Source organism: Lysinibacillus boronitolerans JCM 21713 = 10a = NBRC 103108 (genome assembly GCF_000772935.1).
Taxonomy (GTDB): domain Bacteria; phylum Bacillota; class Bacilli; order Bacillales_A; family Planococcaceae; genus Lysinibacillus; species Lysinibacillus boronitolerans.
Genome location: NZ_JPVR01000050.1, coordinates 20,605 through 28,232, shown reverse-complemented (window position 1 = coordinate 28,232; position 7,628 = coordinate 20,605). Strand labels below are relative to the sequence as shown.

At 37.6% G+C, this 7,628-nt stretch carries 9 protein-coding genes; all 9 read right to left on the bottom strand.

Translation table 11 applies throughout. The features are described from left to right. Positions 1 to 532, bottom strand: a 532-nt coding sequence (locus CD31_RS01210) for a hypothetical protein (RefSeq protein ID WP_036075140.1), incomplete at its 3' end; no start/stop codon positions are given. Next, on the bottom strand, positions 525 to 833 hold the full coding sequence (locus tag CD31_RS01205) for a hypothetical protein (protein WP_036075138.1): 309 nt from the start codon (positions 831 to 833) through the stop codon (positions 525 to 527). The genes CD31_RS01205 and CD31_RS01210, both read right to left, overlap by 8 nt. Beyond that, entirely contained in the window at positions 830 to 1,486 is a 657-nt protein-coding gene (locus tag CD31_RS01200) for a putative phage tail protein (RefSeq protein WP_052125289.1), read from the bottom strand. The genes CD31_RS01205 and CD31_RS01200 overlap by 4 nt, the downstream gene beginning before the upstream one ends. After that, on the bottom strand, positions 1,483 to 2,574 hold the full coding sequence (locus CD31_RS01195) for a baseplate J/gp47 family protein (RefSeq protein WP_036075135.1): 1,092 nt from the start codon (positions 2,572 to 2,574) through the stop codon (positions 1,483 to 1,485). Before CD31_RS01195 ends, CD31_RS01200 begins: the two co-directional genes overlap by 4 nt. Further along, positions 2,567 to 2,983, bottom strand: coding sequence for a DUF2634 domain-containing protein (locus CD31_RS01190; protein ID WP_036075134.1), 417 nt, complete (start codon positions 2,981 to 2,983; stop codon positions 2,567 to 2,569). The genes CD31_RS01195 and CD31_RS01190 overlap by 8 nt, the downstream gene beginning before the upstream one ends. Then, on the bottom strand, positions 2,977 to 3,414 hold the full coding sequence (locus CD31_RS01185) for a DUF2577 domain-containing protein (protein ID WP_244905115.1): 438 nt from the start codon (positions 3,412 to 3,414) through the stop codon (positions 2,977 to 2,979). The genes CD31_RS01190 and CD31_RS01185 overlap by 7 nt, the downstream gene beginning before the upstream one ends. Continuing rightward, entirely contained in the window at positions 3,414 to 4,379 is a 966-nt protein-coding gene (locus CD31_RS01180; protein ID WP_036075129.1) for an XkdQ/YqbQ family protein, read from the bottom strand. Before CD31_RS01180 ends, CD31_RS01185 begins: the two co-directional genes overlap by 1 nt. Before the next feature lies 1 nt (position 4,380). Beyond that, a complete protein-coding gene (locus CD31_RS01175) occupies positions 4,381 to 5,079 on the bottom strand; it encodes a LysM peptidoglycan-binding domain-containing protein (protein ID WP_036075127.1) in 699 nt (232 codons plus the stop codon). Beyond that, positions 5,076 to 7,577 (bottom strand): tape measure protein, encoded by a 2,502-nt coding sequence (locus CD31_RS01170; RefSeq protein ID WP_036075124.1) that lies wholly within the window; start codon positions 7,575 to 7,577, stop codon positions 5,076 to 5,078. The genes CD31_RS01175 and CD31_RS01170 overlap by 4 nt, the downstream gene beginning before the upstream one ends. Positions 7,578 to 7,628: the final 51 nt, after the last annotated feature.

Here is a 7,628-nt window from a genome sequence, read left to right as displayed (position 1 = left end):
TTGAAACGTTACTACGAGCCACTTTAGCGCCCTTTTTGTACGAAAATGCTAGAGCTTGTACAGTGATAGTCTTAGCACTTGCATCGATCGCTGTAATTAACACATCTTCAGTATTTGTATCATCAAAAATAGTGACTTGTGTAAATGGTGTAAAACCATCAACACTCGCCACTTTTAAAGTAGTTGTACCAACTGCCACAGGCTCTACAATGTCTGTTAAGGCTTTATCTAAGCTGATTTTATTTGAGCTGCCATCCAATGTATCACTAAATGTCCCGCTGTTCTCTGGAACACGGCCATCCAACTCAAGTTGAACTTGTATACGTTGCATTTGACGAGCTTGTTCTATCAAAAAACGGTATGCATTATAAAGACCCCACTCAAGATTATTTCCATATTCCGCCCAAAAAATCGTGCCCTCTTCTAGCACTTCACCAGTGTTGGGGTCAGTTAAATCATCCTCCCATTCCACTCGTTTATATGGATTTGTTTTAAAATTCAAAGGAATTTCTCCTGTCATAAATTCAGCCATTTTCTTTCACTTCCTTTGCTTCAAGTGTGAGTGGGAATGCAATGGTATAACCCTGCGCGCCTTTTTGGTAATTCATATTTTTTACGTACAGCTCTCGGTCCATCGAATCTACTAAAACTACTCGAGTAATAAGACCTTTTTCGGTTGTTAATTTCACATATTTTCTCAATCCATAACGATCACTAGTATGTGAAATAGGTTTATCATAAACCACCCCATCAATTGTTACCTTTGCTCCAACTACCAAATTACTTAAAATTGCTTCTGTAAGTTGTATTAATAAAGGCTGTATTTCGCTCACACTAATCCACCTCCTGCTCTAAATCGCCCACAAGTCCGTGCGCGAAGTAAAAAAGCATACGATCCATCTCGTACACTTACATTTTCTTTGCCTATGATTGCTGATTTTGAACCTGTTTTAAATCGTCCACATATACGATTATTGTTAAAATTCCAAGCATATGTTCCAGCGATCAACACTAAAGAATCCTTAATAGCAAGTATTGTCGCCATTAAGTCTATATTCAAAGGCACAATACGCTCAATTATATTTATTACCTCTTTATAGTAAATTGTTTGCTCTACATCAATGGATACTTCCATTTCGAAATGATCAATGTCTAGTAAAATTTGATGTTTATTTTCACCCAATAAATTAGTAAGAACCTTAATTAAGTGTTCAAGTACATAGGGCGCTTTATCTTGCATACGAGCAAGTAATCTCAGCTTGCGAAATTTCAATGTTTCACTTTTCAAGTCAGCACGAATCCCGAAATCTTTTTCTCTCATCGCAACAGCAGTTTCGCTTGATGTTAAAATAAACTGATCATTTTCCATACCAAAAAGAGCTTCGTCAAGTTGGTCCCAACTTGCTGTAACTGTGTTGGACATCTCACGAAACTCTCTAATATTTTTATAGTAAGGTGGTAATTCCTCTAAAAAGAGATTGGTCATGTACTCACTTCCCTCAGTATTACTTGTGAGAGAACAGGGATATCTTCAATCATATTGATGTTCTTATCAAGCCCATTTAACGTGGTTGAAGTAATATCCTCTACTCCTTCGATTTCCAAAAGTCTCGCTTCAATATGGGTAATCCGCACATTAATGTCTAAATCCTTATACCAAATTGCACGTAGTTCTGCAAAATACTCTTCTAAAGTTTCGTTTATTTGTGCCTCGATTTGCCCAATTGTTACTCCATTAAGAATTAGTTCACTTTCAACAACAATATCATTTTTTCCTACACCTTCCACGGTGACTTCATGGCCAATAGGTGCCGTGCCGTAGCCCTCACCTTTAAACTCGATTGGATCTATAATCTCTTGAACATAGGATACAAACTCTGGTGTCGGTACATTAAAATCAGAATCAATAATAATAGCCTTTACTGTTCCCCCTCCAAATGGCGCACGCCTTAAACGAACACCACCTACACCTTGAATGGCCCTTAACTTTTTCTTATAATCAGCACGATTCCCTCCAAAAGCTTTCTCACGAATATGGTCTAAAAACTTTTGATAAAGGGATTCGTCTGTTTCGTCATCTTCACCAGGCACAAGGACATCTGCTAAAATCGCTTTCCCTAACTGATTGTTTGCCTCTAAAGGGAGCATTTCACCATAATCTTTATTTCCAACGGATCCAGCTGTCTGAGCTTCGGCTTTAAATTCACCCGCTTCTATCCTTTCAATTATCGTATATACAATTTCATCTAAACGATATTGGCTACTTATTGACACATCAAGTGGTTGTCCATCACCATCTGTAAACAAAGCACGACGAATAGCCTTACCTGCTTTTTTTCGCTCAACTCCATGCTCATTTACACGCTTTTCAAGATCATCACCGTCTGCCGTAGCAGCAAAAGTGCGACGATAGAGCATAGCCATATCCCAATAAGTCTCAGCAAGTTTCAACGCTGATGGAGCAAGTGCATCGTATATGACACTACCCTCTCGCTTATCAACGTCATCTGGAACCCGTTCAAGCAATGCTGTTAAGATACTATCAAAAGATTGAGCTTCTAAGTAATCAAGCAATTCTTATCGCCTCCTTCAAGAGACTTACATCACCATAAATAGTACGAGCAGTAAAAGTCACTAATACATCTTCCTTTGAAGTAAATTCAAGGCTGAAATTTTCTAATGATGTAATACGCTCATCTTGTAGGACTGCATCATGTATACGCCTAGCTAAGTCTCCTCTTACATACAATTCATCATAACCAACCATATTCTGAAAACCATAGTTATTTGTGTAGATAAGATGTTCAAAGCGGATGGTATTTAAAGCTTTGAAAATTGCTTGTTCCATTGCTTTCTGACCATCAATAAATCCTGTACAACACCCTTTTTTGAAATCCAAGTGGTATGTTCGAGTGGGTAATTCAACGGCTTCGATTACCTCAATTTCTGGGGTTATTGTTATTGCCTCTGTTGGGACTACCATACACTATCACCTTCCTTATATCTGTCTGATACAAAATATTTTTGACCGCCCTGCACTCTATGGAGCACAACTTTATCACCAATTTTAAGTCCATCTTCATAAATAAATTTTGCGTATTTCATCTCGTATTTTTCATAAGGATTAGGTGCCGATTCCCCTATATTTTTTCGTGAAGAACTTGCTTGTTTCAATGAATCTCCCATACGACCACTAGAAAAATTTTGTGCATCTTCATAAGCAAGCGAAACTATACGTTCATGCCTTGTCAAATGCTCTGCAACAAGCAAAAACTCATCCGTTAAGATGAGCTTGGAATGGACTTCTATTTTCAGGGGCTTCGATTCAATTACTTCGCCTACAACGATATTGACTGGATTGGATGCTTGGAAGGCAGCCATGGCTGTTGTTTTGATTAAATCTAGTAAACTCATCATATCACCTTCAATTCTAATGACATTGTATGAACTTTAGGTGTCCAATCATGGGTACAAGCATCCACCAAAAACAATTGCTTTAACCCTAGCTTTTCGATGAAGATAAACACCATTTTGCCTGCTCGTACACGCCAGTCACCTAAACATTTCAAAGACAGTTTCTTTTTTTCTTTATTGTGTACAGCTAGTAATGCATCTAGTAAGCTCTCAACTTGCGCTTTCGTCATATTTTCATCTACTTTTTCGTAATACTGTAATTGCCCCCATTTAGCGATATTGTTACTATCCTGCGCTATAAATACCCGTCTCTTTGATGCCTTTTTATCATCTAAAACGAGTTTAATGCGATTGTAACTATCATCTATAGAGATGGAATAATCATAATCATGCAAAAGACTTTCTTCACCTATATAAAAATCAGTAGGTGGAATAACTAAATCTTTAATATTATGAAGCCCAAGCGAGCCAAAATCGTCCATGAAAACAAAACTTTGATTGGTTGCTACAATAGCCGAATCAATATATTTCATAATGACATCTAAGGCCTTTTTATCTTCCTCTATCATTGCTGGTGCTTTAAAGCCTGTCTTCGTAGATACACTTAATTTTAATTTTGCTTGACTGCATATTTGAGCTATAGCCGCCTCGGACTGCATTGATTTCATGACAAACGTGTCATTGAACATTAAATACCTCAGTTGATCATAGGCAGTAATCTTAAATTCGCTGCTTTTCCCCAATCCAGCTTTAAATGAATAACCATAGAAAATTTTGTGCTTCTCATCAGTCACCCTTACAATCGCACCAGATATAATTTTATTTTCGAGTGGCTTCGGATTTAACAGATTAACATTCAGTTCAGAAGCTTTTCCTGTTTTTTCTGTTTTCCAACTAATTGACGTGACAGGGATTTCATATATCTTTCCATCACGATTGTCGATTAATACTTCTATACCTGTCACCTCATTTCTTAGCTGTCCACTCAGGCGGTATTTTTACTTTTAGACCTATAGGTAATTTCCTTAACTCACTGTCCTTTATTCCATTCAACGATTGTAGCGCCTTGTAGTTTGCTCCATTCCCTGTATACTTTTGAGCAATCTTCCAAAGCGAATCCCCTTTTACTAAACTATAAGTCTGTGGAACAGGTTTAGGATTATCTCGCGGAGCTTCCTTTTTAGCCACTGTTACTGCCTGTTTAGTGGCCGCTCCCTTTTTAGCAGCATTCTTTTTTACTACTTCCATCTTTTTAAAACCAAACGGCACATGTTTTTTAAAAGAAATCGTGTAATCTACATCTTCTGTGCCAAATTGATCCTTTGGTTCAAAGCTTTCAATTGTCACCAATTCATTAACGGAAAAGGAACCACCAACATAAATAAAGCGGATAACCGTTTCTGCGGCCATCCACTTGTTTATCTGGTCTATATATATCTGAGGCTCTTTGAATTGAGTTTCTGCATAGTGTGTATCATCAGCAGGGAAAAATGATGAGAATGCAAACTCTGTTAGTTTCATTGGTTTAGGTACATTAACAGTTCCCTTTTTAGCGATGGAAAATTCTTCACCATCGGCGGTATTTTTAAAAGGGAGTTCAGGCGGATTTACAGGTATACGAAAGCCCTCGGTATCATTTTTAGCACTAAGATAGATGCCTATCATGTATATACCCCCTCAACTGAACGATCTTGCTCATCTTTTAACCACTTAACAATTTGTTTGATTAGTTCCTGCAAGTCCACATCCTTATGAATATCACCTGAAAATTCAATTTTAGGATCACTTTTAATATGCTGTACTATGGTTTTGTTATTGTTGGTAATTGGTGAAGCGGAAACATTTTCACGGATGTCTTTTGACACTGCAACGTCATCTCTTGACGGAGAGGTTAATGTTTGGGATACGAGATCATTAATTTCCGTTGTATTGCCGCCTACCCTAGACAAATCACCAAATTTATTAAGCATCTTCTCCATTTTGCTACCTGTGGTATCCTCAAACTTATTATGGACCTGTAAGTTTGGTGTTAAAGATACAATGTTATTAATCGCCTTACCCTCTGCTATATCTTTAAATATCTCAAGATATTCGTCTGCAAGGTTTATTTTGTCCTCAATCTTTTTGACCTTATCAAGCTTACCACCTTTTAATTTTCCTTTGTCTGGATCTCCTGCTGCACCTAATCCAGATTCAGAAGGAGCGGTTTTTACAACGTCGTCCATTAAGCTTGCTTTATCAAGAAAAGGATTTTCTTTATTTTTATCATTTTTACCTAATCCAGCTAAACTTTTTGCCTTATCAACTAAGCCACTCACTTTATCAGCAGCGCTCATCATACCGTCATATGCCCATTCGTTTGCTTTATTAAAAGTATCTGGGATACTAAAGAGCTTGGTCTTAGACAAACTAACTACGTTTTTATCACTGGTTGGAGCTTTAATATTTGCAGCAAAGTTCTGCCAATGCTTTGTAATAACATTTGATTTACCAGTCTGTAACTCACCTATTTTACCGAAATTAACACCAGGTATTTTATTAACTAAGGTGATTAATCCATTTACAGCCTTGATAGCAATGTTAACGCCTGCAACAAAGGCATTTCCTAACGCTGTTGCAGCACTATCAAAACTCCCTGTCATAGCTGACATATTTTCGACTACCATCATAACCAAATCATAAAATAATTTTTTTACTGCATAAACGGGATCAATAAATAAATTAATAAAGAATTCGGCAAAAATTGTTAAGAAATTTGCTATATTTATAAATTGATTAAGGATATAGGCTCCTAATGCTGCGAAAATGCCTGCTACAAACCCAACTACCGTGGCAGTCTCTTCACCCCACATAACCATGGCCATTACTACTAAGGCAATTACTGTAATGATGGCAATAAGTACCCACGTTATTGGATTTGAAAGAAATGCAGCATTTACAACCCATTGTGCCGCTGCCCAAGCAAGAGTGGCTACTCTAATTAAACCTAATATTGCATATTTAGTTGCTAGTATTGCTACTATTGATCCTATAATCGTTCCTAAAATAACTAAAATAGGTACCACCAAACTAGCATTATCATACATAAACTGGCCTATAGCCCCAATCATGTTATACAATGCCTCAAGAATCGAGAATACAAATGATAGCCCTGATACAAAAAGATTAATAAACACCATTGCATGCCCTGCTAAAGTTCCGAAAGCATTGGAATTTACAAATTGTCTAAAACGTACGAATAACGGCTCGAAAGCTCGCTGTGCCCAGTTATTCAAGACTGTCATAGCATCAGCAAATGTCAGTGGCATTTTATTGAATTTGTCTTCAATTTCCGTAGCTGCTGCAAATAAAGATTTTTTAATAATATCAGCAGTAATTTCACCATCTGACGACATATCCTTCAAGCCTTCCATTCCAACACCTGTAGCATCAGCAATCGCTTGGCCTAGGAGCGGAGCATTTTCCATTATTGAACGAAATTCATCGCCCTGTAGTCGCCCTGAAGCCATCGCTTGTGTCAATTGGTACATACCTGCTTGTTTCTCTTGTGTCCCCGCTCCTGATACGCTAAATGATTTATTCATAAGCTCTGTAAAACGTAAAGCTTCATCATTGCTTGCAAAAGCATCTTTAGCTAATAGATTTAACTTAGCAACACTTGACGCTGTATCGTTATATGAACTTAAACTTCGTTGAGATGCCCTATAAATCTTGTCTTGCAACTCCTTCTGGGTCTGCAATCCGTCGTTAATATTAGCTAAACGGGCATTAGTATTTGAATAATTATCAGATGCTTGTGTAAATTTACTAAACCCGTTAGTAATGCCTTGAATAGATAGGTACGCAGTTGTAAAACCCAATAGATTAGTTAACAACATACGTACGCTACTGGTGGCCGAATTCGCACTATCTCGGACTCCATTTAGACTATCTCTTAATCTATTTCCTGAAGTTTGCCCCTCGCTACCTGCCAACCTAGCACTTGATCTTAAACGCTCAAAAGAAGCACTTGCACTTTCTATGTCTCGCCGAGCTCTCTGCAAACTGCGCATATCACTAGCTCTATTAGATGCTGTGTGCATTTGTTCCATTGCCCTAATGGTACTATTCATTGCTTTCATCATTTTTTGAAGAGTGCCAGTCATTTTATCTGTTAATGACATTGTTGTGCGTACAGACAGTTTAATCGTCCTCCTCTCTAGCCAAAATAAAAA

Excerpts from the sequence above, each read along its gene's own strand:
- CD31_RS01200 (WP_052125289.1), bottom strand. The coding sequence starts at position 1,486 with ATGACCAATCTCTTTTTAGAGGAATTACCACCTTACTATAAAAATATT.
- CD31_RS01185 (WP_244905115.1), bottom strand. The coding sequence starts at position 3,414 with ATGAGTTTACTAGATTTAATCAAAACAACAGCCATGGCTGCCTTCCAA.
- CD31_RS01170 (WP_036075124.1), bottom strand. The coding sequence starts at position 7,577 with ATGTCATTAACAGATAAAATGACTGGCACTCTTCAAAAAATGATGAAA.
- CD31_RS01190 (WP_036075134.1), bottom strand. The coding sequence starts at position 2,983 with ATGGTAGTCCCAACAGAGGCAATAACAATAACCCCAGAAATTGAGGTA.
- CD31_RS01175 (WP_036075127.1), bottom strand. The coding sequence starts at position 5,079 with ATGATAGGCATCTATCTTAGTGCTAAAAATGATACCGAGGGCTTTCGT.